This window comes from Paenibacillus sp. SEL3 (assembly GCF_054602585.1).
The window spans coordinates 3,321,662-3,336,589 of the sequence record NZ_CM137725.1 but is presented as its reverse complement, the minus strand read 5'-3'; the positions used below and the strand labels follow the sequence as shown (position 1 = coordinate 3,336,589).

Below are 14,928 nucleotides of genomic sequence, written 5' to 3'. Positions count from 1 at the left end.
ATATTCTACACACACCCTTAAATTTCCTTCTTTTATCTTAAAAGGAAATTCAGTGTCCAGTATGCATCATGGCCATTTTTAAATCTTATTCAAGACAAAAAAGCGCCTATAGCGCTCCTTTCCGCCCAAAAACAGGCAATAAAGACCACTAAGACGCTTTTTCTTAAAATGTTTACTTCGTTAAATCCTCTACAAACTTAGGTAGTACAAACGCCGCTTTGTGCAAACGCGGACTATAATATCGGGTGTCCATCTCTGGAATTCGGTTTTCGTCTACTTCGAGCGGATCATACTTCTTACTACCCAACGTGAATGTCCATAGACCACTCGGATAGGTTGGAATGTTCGCACCATATACACGCACAATCGGGAAAATTTCCTTCACATCTTTGTTAACCTTCTGAATCAGATCTGCCTTGAACCAAGGATTATCCGTTTGTGCAACGAAAATACCGTCTTCCTTCAATGCTTCAAAAATACCTTGGTAAAACCCGCGCTCGAACAGCGGGGCTGCCGGACCTACGGGCTCCGTCGAATCGACCATAATGACGTCGTATTCATTTTTGTGTTCAATAATGTGCATGTATCCGTCATTGACCAGCACTTCTACATTAGGCTCGTCCAGCTTTCCTGCGATTTCAGGCAAATATTTCTTGGAATATTCTATCACCTTACCGTCAATCTCCACCAATACAGCCTTTTCCACTTCAGGGTGCTTGATGACCTCACGAATAACGCCGCCATCGCCACCGCCCACAACCAAAACCTTTTTCGGATTGGGATGTGTATTCAAAGCTGGATGTGCTACCATTTCGTGATACACAAATTCATCCTTAACCGTTGTCATCACCATGCCATCCAGAACAAGCATATTGCCGAATTCCTCTGTCTCGATCATAGCCAGATCCTGAAAATCTGTTTTCTCAGAGACGTAGGTTTGTTTGATTTTTGCTGTAATACCGAAAGAGGGAGTCTGCTTCTCCGTAAACCACAAGTCCATCATTCCAACCTTCTTTCTGATCAAAGTATGTGTCCGGCAATCCGGTAGCATAAACGTTGACTTTCCTTATATCAGTAACACGCAAACGCCAAGTTTGCTATATTTATTGTACCAAACACATTGGAATTTCACACTTTTTGCATTATAAGTGATACCTGAATGAGCTGCTAAAGCAATTTGGAGATTTAATCTTGTTTAAAATAGACACGTATGTGTATCTGATGAATAGACGCTTTCGGATTGACTATACTGAGAACATCAACTATGGAAGGAGGTGGCATGATGACCGATACGACCGGACGATCCCCCAAGCGTAAACCGCTTTGGCTTCGATTGTTTCAAGGACTGATGTCTCTCACGATCCTGACGGTCATCGCCGCCTGCATCCTGCTCGCCTATTTGTACACGACCAGCCTTCCGCTCGCGGATACGGATCGGAATTCACGTCTGCTCGATAGTCAGGGGAAAGTCATCGCCACTTTCTCTGCTGGAGGCAAAGAATCCATTCCGGTCCAGCTTGATCACATTTCACCCGATTTGATTGCAGCTACCCTGGCTGTGGAAGATCGGAAGTTTTACGATCATTTTGGCTTTGATTTCAAAGGTCTGGGCCGGGCGGTAATCGTTAATCTGACCCACTGGGATATGTCGCAAGGGGCCAGCACGCTGACTCAGCAGCTTGCACGCAATCTATACTTATCTCATGAGAAAACGTGGACGCGCAAGGCCAAGGAGGCCATCTATACTGCACAGCTTGAAATGAAGTACACCAAAAATGAGCTGCTACAAATGTATTTGAACGAAATTTACTATGGTCACGGCGCCTATGGCATTGAAGCAGCTTCGCAAATGTATTTCGGTAAATCCGCAAAGGATCTGGACTTGGCCGAAAGCGCCCTGTTAGCAGGTATTCCGAAAGGGCCGACCTACTATTCACCGTATAATCATATGAAAAATGCAAAGGATCGGCAGAAAATTGTTCTGGACTCCATGGCGCTTATCGGCAAAATTACACCGGCTGAAGCCACCAAGGCCTATGAGGAAATGTTAGCCCTGCGGCCCGAGAGCCAGCGTCGGACAGTGGAAACCGCTCCCTGGTTCCGCGATTACGTCCGCCAGTTGGTGACACATCAGCTCGGGATTAGCGAAGGGGTGCTTGAGCATGGCGGCCTGAGTATTTATACCACGCTGGACATGCACATGCAGCAAGCAGCCGAGGCGGCTGTAAACGAAGGCATGAAGAACAGCAACGGACTGGAAACCGCGTTAATCTCCATGGACCCGCGCAACGGACATGTCAAGGCCATGGTCGGCGGAACGAACTATGTCGGGAATCAATATAATCATGCGCTGGCCACAACCCGGCAGCCTGGCTCCTCCTTCAAGCCGATTATGTATCTAAGCGCACTGGATTCCGGCGAATTGACGAGTACGTCCAAGTTCGAAAGCCGACCGACGTTGTTCCACTACGATAACAACCGCAAGACCTATAAGCCCAAAAATTTTGGAGACAAATACTTGGGCGAAATAGATCTTCGGCGCGCAATTGCGGCGTCCGATAATATCTATGCCGTAAGCACCATTTTGAAGGTGGGAACGGATAAGGTCATGGATCTCGCCAGCAAAATGGGCATTACAAGCGAGCTCAAGCCCGTACCTTCGCTAGCGCTGGGTGTGTCGCCCGTCAGCCCGTTCGAGATGGCCTCGGCCTTCTCGGTCATCGGTAGCGGCGGGCAAAAGGTGGCTCCGGTGGCAGTGCTGCGCATCACCGATGCTGCCGGGCGGTCGCTGTACGAAGCGCCCCAAGCCGCGCCCGTGCAGGTGGTGAAGCCCGCCTCCGCCTACGTCCTCACACGCCTTATGGAAGGCGTGTTCGAGGAAGGAGGCACTGGCAACCGGGTCGCGAAGCTGATCAAGCGCCCGGTTGCCGGCAAGAGCGGCACGACCAACACCGATGCGTGGATGGTCGGCTTTACCCCCGAGCTGTCCACCGCTGTCTGGGTCGGCTATGACAAGGGCAAGGACATCAGCACACAGGATGCCCGACGGGCGGCTCCGATTTTTGCGCAATATACGGAGAAAGCGCTGGAGAATGTGCCACCCAAAATCTTTCCTATCCCTGACGGCGTAGTCAGCGCTTATATTGACCCGGCCAGCGGCAAGCTGGCTGCACCGGACAGCCCGGACAAGCGGCTGGAGGTATTCGTCAGCGGCACGGAGCCGAAGGAGACGCTATCGGGGCAAGATAACCAACCGGCATCCACACCAACTGACCAAGCGGAGCGACAAGCTGAAAAGAAATCGTGGTGGGGCAATTTTAAGCGTTGGTGGATGGATTAATAGCAAAAAAAGACTGGGGGAACGCGATGAGCGCTCTCTCAGTCTTTTTATTTTCGCATCACTTACCTCATATGCCCATTTACCTCTCTTGCCAGTGCCATCAGCCATCATCCCGTTAAACCCCGCTCTTCCCTAAAGCTGCGCTATTACCAATAACAGCTAAACGACTCAATACGGTTGAGGTCTACACCATAATAAAACCAAAAACGTCCACTCCACCGAAAACCCGCTACCGATGTTCTGCCTACAAAGACAGGGTACAGCCAAAAACGCTCTCCGTTCGTCAGCCATACAAACGTGTTGCGGAACAAACAACCGAAGACGGCTCCAGGGTCAACAGCATAGGCCGAAACCAGCGGCTTCGGTGGCGTAAATTGCGGTGGTGGAGAAGTGGGTGCTTGAGCTTGCTGCCCACCTTGCGGACCGAACGGCCCTTGCGGCGGCGGTGAGAACGGCTGTGGCGAAAATGATCCTGGGCCTGGTGGCGGACCTATCGGAGACGGGAACGAATCCTGCATATCAGGAAATTGTGGAATCGAAGGACTTGACGGCGTGAATGGACCCGGAATACCCGGTTGCGTTCCGAAAGGAACTTGTGGCAGTAAAGACATGTGTTTCACTCCTTGTGTCTAGGCTGATGTATCCTATGCGGGACACCAGCCCGCGGACTGGGCGAATCCCCATATCTCCGCCAAACTCCGCTATTTCGTCCTTTTACATCAAAAATTCTTATTTCCTGATACGATTAACTTCCTTTTTTGAACATGCTCCAGCTCAATTTCATGTATCATTTTAATCTCGACTCGTTTCCTGAGCGCATCATACTGTTCCAGCAGCCGATGCTTATACCCTAAATTGTCGTTCATCCAGCCTATCATAGAGTCATCCTTATGCTCTGTGGACCAGCTAAATAAATCGCTATAGAGCCGACCAAATGATTCCTCGTTACAGCGAGCGAACCGGATCGGTCGGGCTGTATAGCTTAGCTTGAGTTCCAACATCTCATATAGCACGTCTAAACGGTATTCCAATGCCTGTACATCTTCTATGGATGCATCGTAGCTTTTTATATCCTGAATAAGCTCTCTAAAGGTCAACCCTACATGCTGCATAGCAATATAAGACCACACACAGCTTCCCGTAGCTGTTCCATGAGCCTCCCAAAGCGGATTCCACAAAATAGACCGAATCGTATCCCTTTGCTCCTCTCCAAACAAGGCAATTCCAGCAATAATTCCCCCATTACAGTCTACCGAGGCATGTCGTTCTCCCCAATGCACCAATCGCGGAATCATATCTTCAGTAGTACATTTGAAGCTTAGCAGAGGTAAGAATTCATTAAACAAATGCTGATCCAATACTTTTTCCAATTCAGCCGCCAGTTTCTCACGGTACGGTTCGCATGGAAGATGTACCAGTCCCAAACAGGCATCCACAGACACAGCTCCATACGATCCGTTCACCAAAGCGACAAGATCAGCAGCAGCCTCCACATAACCCAAATAACCTAGCACATACAGCACACCGTCAGGTATATGTTCTGGGGATGCCTGATTTCGCACATAACGCTCGTACATATCCTGCGCCAAAGTAACATCCCCGCATCTCATGATCGGCTGGAGGAGCAACCCCCTGATATAATGGTGGGGATCTTCTACAAAAAGCCTATATAACTCCCACGCATCCTCCACTGTCCCATATTGGGCAACCACATCCGTATAGGCGGAAATGATGCTGGCGTCCAGCTTCTTGCCTGAGCCGAACATATCCATAAGTCTTGCTGTCGCGTCCATCATCCTGTTTTCTCCTTTCACGTGTGTACGTCTTCATAAAGCAATTCTCTAATGCTGAATATTTCTATTAAAAAAGAGGAAAGATGTTACCATCTACGATCCAGTCTAGGGAGTTGATCTCATGCATGATTCCAATCCAAAAGTTACAACATTTTTCATGTTCTCTGGTCAAGCAGAAGAAGCCATGCAATATTATACCTCTGTCTTTAAGCCGTCTGGTATCATGAGCATTTTCCATCAGGAAGATGGGACCGTGTTACATGCCGTATTCAACCTCAAAGGGCAAACCTTTATGGCTATAGACTATAACCATCAGGACAAACACCCTTTTACCCCAGCTCTATCGCTATTCGTCACTTGTGATTCGGAAGAAGAAATTCATCGTGTGTTTAGTCAGCTATCTCAGGAAGGCCGAGTTCTAATGCCCCTTGAAGCCTCGCCCGTAAGCCAACAATTTGGCTGGGTTGAAGACAAATACGGTGTTTCATGGCAATTAAATTTGGCAAAAGACTAAATTTCTTCTCTAAACGATCCAGCAGACTCTAGAAGTCTATAGAAAAACAATAGACCATGCTCCATCTTTTTTTGGTAATATTATATTTAATAGGTGCCAATAAAAGGATGTGTGTTTATTGTATAGTGCAAATTGTGAACAATGTTTTGGTTTATGCTGTGTAGCCTTGCCTTATGCTAAATCAGCCGATTTTGCTTTTAATAAGGACGGAGGAACCCCTTGTCAAAACCTAAATGCGGATTATCGTTGTAATATTCATAAGAACCTAAGAAATAACGGCTTGCGAGGCTGTACAGTATATGATTGCTTTGGAGCTGGCCAAAAAGTTTCCCAAGTTACATACAACGGAAAAAGCTGGCGAGACGATCCGGCAATAGCTGAGGAAATGTTCAATATATTTCCCATCATGCAACAGCTTCATGAAATGCTTTATTACCTAAATGAAGCCCTTAACTTAAAAGAAACTCATCCCATCTATACAGACTTACAAAAGGCTATGGCGAAAACCGAGCAGCTTACGAATCAAGATCCAAAATCTCTCATAAATCTTCATGTACCCACCCATAGGGCGTTAGTCAATGATTTACTTTTACAAACAAGTGAGTTAGTACGAGAAAAAGTTAAGAAAAACATAGAGCACAACAAATATAGTAAAAAAATCAGAAGTAGAGACCTTATCGGGGCTAATTTAAGAGGCGCTAATCTTAGAGGTACCAACCTGAGAGGAGTTTTACTGATTGCTGCTGATTTGCGAGAGGCTGACCTGAGAATGACAGACTTGATCGGTACGGATTTTAGAGATGCTGATTTAAGTGGGGCTAATCTGGAAGGAAGTATCTTTCTTACACAGGCGCAATTAAATTCGGCTAAGGGCAATTGTAAAACCAAACTGCCCCCTTCTCTAAGCATTCCATACCATTGGCTGCATTAGTTTTTTTCTAAGCAGTGGTTGTATATTCGAGTCGTGTTAGCGCACGACTTCTTTATTATTCTTACCTCAGTATATAGCTCATTTTATAACGTAAATACAGCTCTTATCTTCAAGAATTTTACTGATTACTCAGTTCTTTAATGTATATTGGGCAACAAAAAGCACCTTCCATTGGATCAGGTTCAAAAATCACGTCTTTATGACTGCATCAAGATTTAAATCCCCTTATTCTCCTTCGTTTGGAAATTCCTTCAATCTCCGACTTAAGGCTGCATACTGCTCTGCATTGGTGTCCGAAAAAGCCTCCTCCCGGTTGGAGTATACATCCTGATACTGTGGAGGGATTGAAAATTGAGACCTCGTAAAATCTACAATGCCCTCACCAATACGGTTGTAATAGTGCCAACCACTATCCAGCCATGTTTTCAAAATATCGCCGCCAAGCCTGTCCTGAACGACGAGTGCTGTGACACCACATTGCCCAGACGCGGGGTTATTTGCTGTCCATTTAGAGCTAGACTCCAAAGACCAAGCTCGAAACAACGCCTTTTCTAATTCTAAAAAACGGTTTGCCTTCAACATGCGCCTCCCCTTTCGATTCCATTCTGCACTTATGTGAACGTGCTTTATTTATTTCAACCCCACACTCTGTGAATCTTGGCTTCTGCTTCTTTCAGTTCTAGCAAATACACGTCGGGATTCGAAAGCTTTTTCCAGTCCTCAAACCCAAACTGCGGATCGTAATGTCGAATGAGAAGAGATAGTAAAGCTCCATGAGTTACAATGATAACCGTTTTTTCCGCCCGCTCTATAAGCTCCTGAACAAGCTGGATTCCTCGATCTACTGCTTCACGGGATGATTCCCCTCCCTCCAGCTTCAAGTCCTCGTCCAAATAGGTCTGTTCCAGCACGTCCAGCCAATGATCCAAATGCTCATGGCTAAGTACCCGTTCTTGAAGACGTACATCAGTATACACCTGCAACTGTTTCCGTTCAGCCAAGGGCTGAATGGTTCGCACGGCCCGTTTCCACGGGCTGGACACAATATATTCCACACCTACATTCTCCATAAAATCAACCAACTGCTCAGCTTGTCGGGTACCCTCATCGGTAAGTCGGGCATCTGGTTCCTGTCCTGTTGCTTGGGCATGTCTGACAAAATAAATTCTCTTCACGTCATCACTCCTAACTGTCACACAAATTTAAAATTCTACATATTTACAAATAATTATTTTTATGATATAGTATAGGTTTACATATTTATGTTTAATGATACGATTCCTTTGTATTACATCAACTCTTATGGGAGGGATTCGATGCAATTAGACAAGGGAATACACATGCTCCAGGTTTCTGCTAACATTATGGGAAGTATAGAGAGTATTCACCCGACTTTAGTGTGGGACGAAGATAACATGATTTTAGTTGATACGGCTTACCCCGGGCAACTCTCACTTTTACATGAGGCTATTCTAGACACCGGATTAGCAATCCATAAACTTACCTCTATATTAATAACACACCAGGACCTTGACCATATCGGCAGTTTAGCAGATATAGTCCGAGCCTCTTCATCCCCAGTTCAAGTATTAGCCAGTTCTATCGAAAAGCCCTATATACAGGGAGAAAAACAGCTTATAAAGCTGACTCCAGAAGCAATAGATCAAGCTGTAAGCTCCATGCCCGAATCCGTTCCGGTAGAGTGGAGACACGCATTCCGGCGTACACTTGAAAATCCCCCAAAGGCTATTGTAAACTCCACCATCGTTGCCGGAGAGAAACTGCCCTTCTGTGGGGGGATCGTAGTTATAGATACTGCTGGACATACACCAGGACACCTAAGTTTCTATCATAAATCCAGTCAAACCCTGATTGCAGGAGATGCTCTACGCGTGGTAAGCGGCAAATTACTGGCTCCAGACCCGCAATATTGCTGTGATTTCAATATGGCCAAAGAATCTCTTAAAAACCTGCTGCCATATGATATTAAAAAAGTGGTCTGCTTTCATGGAGGGCTGTACGAAGGCAATTGTAATCAGCGGATATCTGAAATATATGAATCCTAACCTTTGATTTACATGGTCGTACCCACCCCTTGACTGGTCAGTGAATCATCTAAAGAAAAGACTAACCAGGAATTCCTGGTTAGTCTTTTTTGAATGAGAACTAGGCTTTTAAGTGAACTCTTAATACAGGTACTTCTGGAGAGGCAGATGTACCTTCCAGGATTTCCACATGGCTAATCATCTCTTGCCCATCTGGAACGATTACCGGCGTAATTACAGGCAATCCACCCTGTTGAATCGCATCCAGGTCAAACTCCATCAATAATTGCCCAGCTTTAATGCTATCTCCTACTTGGACATGAGGATTAAACCCTTGTCCTTTGAGAGAGACGGTATTAATCCCGACATGTATCAAAACTTGTACGCCGGATTCATGTTCAATAATCAGAGCATGCTTACTTTTCTCCATGACATGGGCAACTTTTCCCGCGAAAGGAGCGGTGACCCTACCCTCAGACGGATGAATAGCGATGCCATCCCCCATAGCTTTCGTAGAGAACGCAGGATCTGGAACCTCCTCCAGGGAAACCACTTTTCCTTTGATTGGTGCTATCATTTCGAATTCTTCAATACGAGGAGCCGCCTTCTTTTTCAACCATTTAAACATAACGATGCCACCTTATTTAGAGATTACATTCATAAACAGTAAATAGGACTTAACTACATCTTTCAAGGAACCGGTTCCACAAAATGAATAGAAAGAAGAGTGGAAGCGATTTCTATCTGAATTATAGTGAATGCCTTTCCAGGATGTCAAGGAGCTATCAGTTCATAACTACATATCTGTTACAATAATTTTCATGTAACTTGGAGGTGCTCTAACAAATTGCGGATTTAAGTGTTTTATCTCTTAAAAACAGATTTTTTATAGTATACTTTTCCAGCAATTTCTTTGATGATCATGTTTGGCATGTTCATTCAGCATTGCTTACCTACATGAAAAAGAAGTAGACCGCCCCCAACCAAGGTATCGGTCTACTTCTGAACCTTACTGCCGACTGCTCTTTAAGCAGTTGTGTACACTGGAATCGTGTTAACGCTTGGCCTACCCTTCCAGCGCTTGCTTCAATTCCTCAGGCGAAGCGTCCCACCATTCCTCGTTATGCGAAATGAGCAGGCTTTTGAGCGCTGCCTTATCTTCGCTGCCGAGATCCTCCAGCATGAAACGACGCTTGAGCGCGTAATCCATACGGTTGACGTGATCGGCGAGGATTTTCCAGCCGCGTTTGGCCTCGTCGTCAATCAGCATCTCGCAGGCGGTGGCGCCGCCGTACATACGTCCTTCGGCTGTACGGTCCACAGCTACCCATACGAGCCATACCTGGCGTCCGTTCGGTACGTCCTCTTTATTCGTAGAGAACTTGATACCACGTTCTACTTTACTTTTGGCATGCATGGCACCGATATCAATTTTCGCCTCTCCTCGGTCAATGATGACCGGTGACATGCTGTTCAGGTCAATTGAGCCTGCGCCGAAACCCTTATGTTTACTCTTGCCACTGACAATGTTCAGTGCAATCTGTTTTTTGCCGTCCGGCTGATTTTCACTCATGCGTCACTAGACCTCCATTTTCCGTCTTCACACTCATTCTACACTATAAATATTTTAACTAATAATCTCCTGAAAGCAAACATATACATGCTGTAGATGCTTGTCAACGGGAGGTATCCATTGTATGACCCCAGCACGCACTAAAATCGTTTTATTGTCTACACTAGCCCTCGGTCTCCTCGCAGGGACGTTATGGTTTGCCTGGCAGCCCCAATCGCAATCCGACCCGCAGTCCATAGGCCAACCACTATACGGCTCCCTGTCTGAGTCTGCGCTTGCCCCAAATGTGGGCAAGCCTCTAGGGGCAAACATCCTGCCTGACCTGCCCAAGAACCCTCCACAACCCGCTACAGAAATCCTCAGCAAACGGGTGGTAGAGTACCACATTGATGTATCTCTGGAAAAGGGACAGGTTTTGCGAGGCACTGAGACACTGACCTGGAAACATCCGGGCAAGAAAACCGTGAATGATCTGTATCTTCATCTATACCCGAACGCCTTCTCTTCCATGGAAACCACCTTTATGAAGGAATCCGGTGGAAAGCTGCGCGGAGACACCATGCCCAAAGACGGCTTTGGCTCTATGACGCTGACTGAACTAAAAACAGAAGACGGTTTATCCCTCATGCATCGCATCCAATATGTGCAGCCAGATGACGGTAACGCAGGCGACCGTTCGCTCATGAAGGTGCGTCTACCCAAGCCAGTACGAGGTGGCGAAGAAATCACATTATATATGAAGTTTGAGGTAAAACTGCCTGCCATCTTTGCTCGTATGGGTGGGACAGATGATTTTGTAATGGCAGGACAGTGGTTCCCGAAGCTCAGTGTCTACGAGACTGCAGGGCAGCGTGGACGCGCCGAGGAGGGCTGGAACCTCCACCAGTATCATGGTAACTCCGAGTTTTATGCCGATTTTGGAATTTACAGCGTACGGATTCGGGTGCCTGAAACTCATATCGTAGCAGCGACCGGATTTCCCACCCGTGGTGCCGTCCGACAGAACGGCCAAAAAATATATCAATTTTATGCCGATGATGTACACGATTTTGCCTGGTCCGCTTCACCCAACTTTGTAGCCGTAGAAGAACCCTTTTCTTCTGCTGAAGTCCCTGGTGTCAAAATCAAGCTCTACCTTGACCCATCGCACAAGGAGCTCAAAGGACGCTATATGAGCGCAGCGAAGGCCGCTCTTTTGTACTACAGCAAATGGTACGGGCCTTATCCATATTCCACCCTGTCCATCGTGGTTCCACCTAAATCAGGCAATGGAGCTGGCGGCATGGAGTATCCGACACTCATCACGGCCGCTGCTGCGGGTAATCTCAATCCTGGCTATAGTCTGGAACGGACATTAGTTCATGAGATTGGACATCAATATTTCTATGGAATGGTAGCCAATAATGAATTTGAGGAGCCGTGGCTGGATGAAGGCTTCACCTCCTATGCAGAGGAGCGACTTATGGAGCAAGAATATGGGCTTACCCCCAACTTGCCATTACAATCGGGACAGGTATCCTCCCCACAGCCGCTAAACCGTGAGTCATGGAAGTACGGCTCGGCTGCTGAGTACGCGCAAAATGCCTACTCTCGAGGCAAGCTGGTACTACGGGGCATTGAACGTCAGGTGGGTATGAAAAAAATGGATCGCATTATGCGGACCTACGTCCAGACGTACCGATTTAAGCATCCGTCCTCACAGGATTTTCAACGTATCGTGGAGAGAGTCACCGGACGCTCATGGAGCCACTATTTTGAACAGTATGTATATGACGGCCAGATGGCGGACTTTTCAGTGGATCACATCACAAACCACAAGCTGGAGAATGGATATGAAGCAGTCGTGACGGTCAGCAAAAAAGGGGCGGATTATCCCAAGATCCCTGTCCAATTTACCTTCAAGGATGGAACCACGAAATTCAAGGCTTGGGACGGTGCGGGCAAAAGCACAACTTTTCGGATCAAAAGTACTTCTCCCGTTTCCTATGTAACCCTTGATCCCCTATATACCATTGCACTGGAGAACAAGCATATTAACAATACCCTAAAAGCCGAATTGGACGAAAAGCAACAAACCCGTTGGAGTATAAGTGTAACCAAGCTGTTGGAGACACTGCTTGGAAGTCTGTCATGGTGAGGTGTCTATAGATGCGGACTGTTATAAAAGAGGGCTGGGCGCTGGTGCGCATACGATTCTATATCGTTATCATTTTATTTCTGTATCGACTACTGTGGGGGGTGTTTCTCTATCGACTGGTGCAGTCTGCCGTTATCCCGCTATTGCTCCGTTATCCTGATCAGGGTCAAAACGAGCTGGGACAGACCTTGTTTTGGATGGAGAGCCAGATTGCTCTGATGGACAGCCGGGAAGTACATGTGTATTTGTGGATACTACTAGGGGCGACTGTACTACGCATACTAATCACTCCCTTCATTAGAGCCGGAATATATCAAAGCCTGCATACCGATGCGACTGAGCCGCAAAGCCTGTCCTTTTTCAAAGGTATGAAACGCCATGGCATGTCGTCGCTGTTGTATTACATCATCGAGTTGGGACTGCTGCTGATTCCCGCCTTTTGGGTAGTACCGAGACTCTACCCTATTGTAGCAGGTACGCTTCAATCTCCCTCTTACCTGCTGCACTTGTTGCCCTATGCCATGGGATGGATGGCATACGGATGGTTCATTCGGCAGTGCATCCTGTATATGCAACTAGGCACTGTCGGTGGTCACGCCATACTATCGTCCCTGCTCGCCTTCTTTCGCCAGCTTCTCCCAGCTGTCGGTATATCCCTTTTGCTCGGTGCTTGTGTGCTGCTGGTCTTCGGTCTATTTGGCACCGTGGCAATGATTTGGACTGGCATGCTCGCGCTCATTCTCCAACAATCGTATCATTTTGTTACTAGTCTGGTCAGGCTGTGGCATATCAGTTCGCAGTACAGACTATGGCATACCGATATCTCCAGTAGAAGCTAAGCCCTTCCTTTATGTTAATCACTTCATTTCCGTCTGTCGAAAAAACTTTATGCATAACCGCGCAAACGGCACATAACTGAATACTGTTAACAAGATCTGTTCCTGGGACATTAGGAGCAGATTTTTTTTGTAACTTTTTGCAATGAAACATTTGCCAAAGCCAGCCGACTTTGTTACAATAATCGCAGTGAACTGATAGTAACAACTTTGTAATCTTTATTGTAACCTTTATCTCAAAAATATCGTTATTGTGAATACTGCTCTCCAAGGTGCACATCTTAAGTAAAGCCTAATTCCTGGCACCTAGGAAGCGGGGGAACCAGTTTGGGTGAATTGATCTCGCAACAGAGTGGTCATAGGGGAACCTTCTACCGAATCCTTAAGCTAACCTCGCAGGCATTGGAAGGGGTATATTTTTTTTGAAGAAGAAGCTAACGATCGCAGCTATGAGTCTTGCCATTGCCTTTACATCTTTTACATTCGGTGGCGGCAGTGCATTTGCAGACTCCAAGATGGACCAGGTCATCCAAGATGCCAAAGGAACGAACTACAGAAGCGGAGGCACTACACTCGAGGGATTCGATTGCTCCGGCTTCACAATGTATGTATTCAACAAACTGGGAATTAAACTTCCGCATCAATCTGGATCACAATTCAAAATGGGATCTTCTGTATCCCGCGATGAAATGAGGCCTGGGGACCTGGTGTTCTTCAACACCACAGGAAGAGGCATTTCCCATGTAGGTATCTTCGTAGGTGAAGGGAAATTTGCCCACTCCTCGACTTCACGTGGTGTAGTAGTTAGCTCACTGAACGAAAATTATTACGCTAACCGCTATGTCGGTGCAAAAAGAATTATGAGCACAGACGCTTACCATTCTGTAGCTTCAGATATTCCTGATGACGACAACGTAGAATAACTAACGCACAGCAAGCTAACTCTAGCCGCAATTTGATTCTGCCGGAATCGAATTGCGGCTTTTTATGTCCACAACATCAGCAATGATTATCTTTACTGACGAACTGACACCTCAAAAGGTTTCAATTTTAGCGAACATCGTCGGTTTTACCGTCACCGCTGGGGGAGCATATGAGCAGTAATTCCTTCTTATTGAATGTATACCCGTCTTGGGTATAAAATAAACACGCTTGCTATTCCCCTGCGACTTGTCTACAATCTGTTGTTAATGATTGAAGCACCTGTAAAAGGAGGATGGAACACATGCCGGCCTCAATATCCAACTATCGGATCGTACCGATGGACGAGCATCAAGCGGCTGCAATCTGTGAGTGGCGCTATGATCCACCTTATAACATATACGGTTGGCTCCCCTGGGAACAAATGAAGGCGCTTGAAGTCGAATTTGGGAGTCCCACGCTTCGCCAAGAGCAATATGTTGCCGTACTGGATGAAGAGAACAAGCTGACAGGATTTGCTCAATATTTTCCTATGATCGGTGTGACCCGGCTAGGTCTTGGCATGCATCCTGAAAGATGCGGACATGGCAAAGGATCAGATTTTGTCCGTGCCATTGCAGAGGAAGCCCAACGACGCAACCCGAAGAATGAAATTGATCTAGAGGTGCTCACTTGGAATGGGCGTGCTATTCGGGCCTACAAGGCGGCTGGATTTGAGCTTACAGATACCTATGAACGCCAGACTCCCGATGGAAAAAAACCGTTTTATTGTATGGTATATCGTCCAGACCACCCAACCCAGGTTCTATGATAAAAGCGCCTTCGGCATACAACCACG

At 46.6% G+C, this 14,928-nt stretch carries 15 protein-coding genes and 1 riboswitch; of the genes, 8 read left to right on the top strand and 7 right to left on the bottom strand.

What is annotated here, in order from left to right; all coding sequences use genetic code 11:
• Positions 1-172: 172 nt before the first annotated feature.
• Positions 173-1,000: a polyamine aminopropyltransferase gene (gene speE, locus ACYCS5_RS15370; RefSeq protein WP_029514919.1), complete on the bottom strand. Its 828-nt coding sequence runs from the start codon at positions 998-1,000 to the stop codon at positions 173-175.
• Positions 1,001-1,282: 282 nt separating this feature from the next.
• On the opposite strand from speE, the gene ACYCS5_RS15365 reads away from it, so the two are divergent.
• A complete protein-coding gene (locus ACYCS5_RS15365; RefSeq protein ID WP_318628408.1) occupies positions 1,283-3,340 on the top strand; it encodes a transglycosylase domain-containing protein in 2,058 nt (685 codons plus the stop codon).
• Between the two features lie 146 nt (positions 3,341-3,486).
• Here ACYCS5_RS15365 and ACYCS5_RS15360 read toward each other — a convergent pair whose 3' ends face one another.
• Both ACYCS5_RS15360 and ACYCS5_RS15355 read right to left on the bottom strand, forming a co-directional pair.
• Entirely contained in the window at positions 3,487-3,951 is a 465-nt protein-coding gene (locus ACYCS5_RS15360) for a transporter (protein WP_459759737.1), read from the bottom strand.
• A gap of 108 nt (positions 3,952-4,059) precedes the next feature.
• Complete coding sequence (locus ACYCS5_RS15355) at positions 4,060-5,136, bottom strand: hypothetical protein (protein ID WP_459759736.1); 1,077 nt, start codon at positions 5,134-5,136, stop codon at positions 4,060-4,062.
• A gap of 118 nt (positions 5,137-5,254) precedes the next feature.
• Here ACYCS5_RS15355 and ACYCS5_RS15350 point away from each other — a divergent pair, with 118 nt between their 5' ends.
• Together ACYCS5_RS15350 and ACYCS5_RS15345 are read left to right on the top strand one after the other, a co-directional pair.
• The gene (locus ACYCS5_RS15350) at positions 5,255-5,647 is read left to right on the top strand and encodes a VOC family protein (RefSeq protein ID WP_459759735.1); all 393 of its coding nucleotides are present in this window, start codon (positions 5,255-5,257) and stop codon (positions 5,645-5,647) included.
• A gap of 118 nt (positions 5,648-5,765) precedes the next feature.
• Entirely contained in the window at positions 5,766-6,578 is an 813-nt protein-coding gene (locus tag ACYCS5_RS15345; protein WP_029514927.1) for a pentapeptide repeat-containing protein, read from the top strand.
• Between the two features lie 225 nt (positions 6,579-6,803).
• On the opposite strand, the gene ACYCS5_RS15340 is transcribed toward ACYCS5_RS15345, so the two are convergent.
• Together ACYCS5_RS15340 and ACYCS5_RS15335 are read right to left on the bottom strand one after the other, a co-directional pair.
• The gene (locus tag ACYCS5_RS15340) at positions 6,804-7,157 is read right to left on the bottom strand and encodes a YunG family protein (RefSeq protein WP_459759734.1); all 354 of its coding nucleotides are present in this window, start codon (positions 7,155-7,157) and stop codon (positions 6,804-6,806) included.
• A 56-nt stretch (positions 7,158-7,213) separates the two neighbouring features.
• The gene (locus tag ACYCS5_RS15335; protein WP_029514930.1) at positions 7,214-7,753 is read right to left on the bottom strand and encodes a histidine phosphatase family protein; all 540 of its coding nucleotides are present in this window, start codon (positions 7,751-7,753) and stop codon (positions 7,214-7,216) included.
• A gap of 141 nt (positions 7,754-7,894) precedes the next feature.
• On the opposite strand from ACYCS5_RS15335, the gene ACYCS5_RS15330 reads away from it, so the two are divergent.
• Complete coding sequence (locus ACYCS5_RS15330) at positions 7,895-8,644, top strand: MBL fold metallo-hydrolase (RefSeq protein ID WP_029514932.1); 750 nt, start codon at positions 7,895-7,897, stop codon at positions 8,642-8,644.
• 100 nt (positions 8,645-8,744) lie between these two features.
• Here the strand turns inward: ACYCS5_RS15330 and ACYCS5_RS15325 are convergent, their stop codons facing one another.
• Positions 8,745-9,251 carry a PTS sugar transporter subunit IIA gene (locus tag ACYCS5_RS15325; protein ID WP_029514933.1) on the bottom strand — a complete coding sequence of 169 codons (507 nt, stop codon included), beginning with the start codon at positions 9,249-9,251 and terminating at the stop codon, positions 8,745-8,747.
• A 438-nt stretch (positions 9,252-9,689) separates the two neighbouring features.
• Positions 9,690-10,196 (bottom strand): YwhD family protein, encoded by a 507-nt coding sequence (locus ACYCS5_RS15320; protein ID WP_029514934.1) that lies wholly within the window; start codon positions 10,194-10,196, stop codon positions 9,690-9,692.
• Positions 10,197-10,320: 124 nt separating this feature from the next.
• On the opposite strand from ACYCS5_RS15320, the gene ACYCS5_RS15315 reads away from it, so the two are divergent.
• The 4 genes from ACYCS5_RS15315 to ACYCS5_RS15300 all read left to right on the top strand — a co-directional run bounded on the left by ACYCS5_RS15315 (position 10,321) and on the right by ACYCS5_RS15300 (position 14,901).
• Positions 10,321-12,333, top strand: a complete 2,013-nt coding sequence (locus tag ACYCS5_RS15315; protein ID WP_069011489.1) for a M1 family metallopeptidase — start codon at positions 10,321-10,323, stop codon at positions 12,331-12,333.
• Positions 12,334-12,344: 11 nt separating this feature from the next.
• Positions 12,345-13,172, top strand: coding sequence for a hypothetical protein (locus ACYCS5_RS15310; RefSeq protein ID WP_029514937.1), 828 nt, complete (start codon positions 12,345-12,347; stop codon positions 13,170-13,172).
• A 276-nt stretch (positions 13,173-13,448) separates the two neighbouring features.
• A riboswitch (cyclic di-AMP (ydaO/yuaA leader) is annotated at positions 13,449-13,586 on the top strand.
• Positions 13,587-13,591: 5 nt separating this feature from the next.
• Positions 13,592-14,092 (top strand): C40 family peptidase, encoded by a 501-nt coding sequence (locus ACYCS5_RS15305; RefSeq protein WP_029514939.1) that lies wholly within the window; start codon positions 13,592-13,594, stop codon positions 14,090-14,092.
• A 302-nt stretch (positions 14,093-14,394) separates the two neighbouring features.
• Positions 14,395-14,901, top strand: coding sequence for a GNAT family N-acetyltransferase (locus ACYCS5_RS15300; RefSeq protein ID WP_459759733.1), 507 nt, complete (start codon positions 14,395-14,397; stop codon positions 14,899-14,901).
• Positions 14,902-14,928: the final 27 nt, after the last annotated feature.

Bases quoted from the DNA above. Each gene is read 5' to 3' on its own strand.
- speE (WP_029514919.1), bottom strand. From the start codon at position 1,000: ATGGACTTGTGGTTTACGGAGAAGCAGACTCCCTCTTTCGGTATTACA.
- ACYCS5_RS15365 (WP_318628408.1), top strand. From the start codon at position 1,283: ATGACCGATACGACCGGACGATCCCCCAAGCGTAAACCGCTTTGGCTT.
- ACYCS5_RS15360 (WP_459759737.1), bottom strand. From the start codon at position 3,951: ATGTCTTTACTGCCACAAGTTCCTTTCGGAACGCAACCGGGTATTCCG.
- ACYCS5_RS15355 (WP_459759736.1), bottom strand. From the start codon at position 5,136: ATGATGGACGCGACAGCAAGACTTATGGATATGTTCGGCTCAGGCAAG.
- ACYCS5_RS15350 (WP_459759735.1), top strand. From the start codon at position 5,255: ATGCATGATTCCAATCCAAAAGTTACAACATTTTTCATGTTCTCTGGT.
- ACYCS5_RS15330 (WP_029514932.1), top strand. From the start codon at position 7,895: ATGCAATTAGACAAGGGAATACACATGCTCCAGGTTTCTGCTAACATT.
- ACYCS5_RS15325 (WP_029514933.1), bottom strand. From the start codon at position 9,251: ATGTTTAAATGGTTGAAAAAGAAGGCGGCTCCTCGTATTGAAGAATTC.
- ACYCS5_RS15320 (WP_029514934.1), bottom strand. From the start codon at position 10,196: ATGAGTGAAAATCAGCCGGACGGCAAAAAACAGATTGCACTGAACATT.
- ACYCS5_RS15315 (WP_069011489.1), top strand. From the start codon at position 10,321: ATGACCCCAGCACGCACTAAAATCGTTTTATTGTCTACACTAGCCCTC.
- ACYCS5_RS15310 (WP_029514937.1), top strand. From the start codon at position 12,345: ATGCGGACTGTTATAAAAGAGGGCTGGGCGCTGGTGCGCATACGATTC.
- ACYCS5_RS15300 (WP_459759733.1), top strand. From the start codon at position 14,395: ATGCCGGCCTCAATATCCAACTATCGGATCGTACCGATGGACGAGCAT.